The organism is Alcanivorax sp. HI0083, assembly GCF_001635175.1.
In genome coordinates, this window is record NZ_LWFX01000278.1 from 1 (window position 1) to 1,063 (window position 1,063).

1 protein-coding gene is annotated in these 1,063 nt (G+C 55.6%); it reads left to right on the top strand.

The window, feature by feature from the left end; all coding sequences use genetic code 11:
• Positions 1-36 precede the first annotated feature (36 nt).
• The coding region (gene atpA, locus A3754_RS02990) for a F0F1 ATP synthase subunit alpha (protein WP_063518810.1) at positions 37-1,063 on the top strand (1,027 nt) is incomplete at its 3' end.

Sequence of the window (1,063 nt, forward strand, 5' to 3'; positions counted from 1 at the left end):
CAGAGCAACTGAACTCTTGAGTTTGAGGGATTAGAGATGCAGCAACTCAACCCGTCCGAAATCAGCGAGATTATCAAGTCGCGCATTGCGAAACTTGATACCTCCACCGAAGCACGCAACGAAGGTACGGTGGTTTCCGTATCTGATGGTATTGTGCGCATTCATGGTCTGGCCGACGTGATGTTCGGCGAGATGATCGAGTTTGAGGGCGGCATCTACGGCATGGCCCTTAACCTGGAGCAAGACTCTGTCGGCGCCGTGGTACTGGGTGATTACCTGGGCCTGGCCGAAGGTCAAAAAGTCCGTTGTACCGGTCGTATTCTGGAAGTCCCCACTGGCCCCGAAATGCTGGGCCGTGTGGTTGACGCTCTGGGTAACCCGATCGATGGCAAAGGCCCGGTCGATGCCAAGCAGACCGATGCGGTTGAAAAGGTAGCGCCTGGCGTTATCTGGCGTCGTGAAGTTAACGAGCCAGTGCAAACCGGTTACAAGTCTATCGATGCCATGGTGCCAATCGGCCGTGGTCAGCGTGAGCTGATCATTGGTGACCGCCAGATCGGTAAGACTGCCGTTGCCGTTGATGCGATCATCAACCAGAAAGACTCCGGCATTAAGTGTGTCTACGTTGCCATCGGCCAGAAGCAGTCCACCATTGCCAACGTGGTGCGCAAACTGGAAGAGCACGGTGCGATGGAAAACACCATCATCGTTGCCGCTTCCGCTTCTGATCCGGCTTCCATGCAGTTCCTGGCACCGTTTGCCGGCTGCACCATGGGCGAATATTTCCGTGACCGCGGTGAAGATGCACTGATCGTTTATGATGATCTGACCAAGCAAGCGTGGGCATATCGCCAGATCTCCCTGCTGCTGCGTCGTCCGCCGGGCCGTGAAGCTTACCCTGGTGACGTGTTCTACCTGCACTCCCGTCTGCTGGAGCGCGCTGCCAAGGTAAACGAAGATTATGTTGAGCAGTTCACCAATGGTGAAGTGAAAGGCAAAACCGGTTCTTTGACCGCGCTGCCGATCATTGAAACCCAGGGTGGTGACGTGTCTGCCTTCGTAC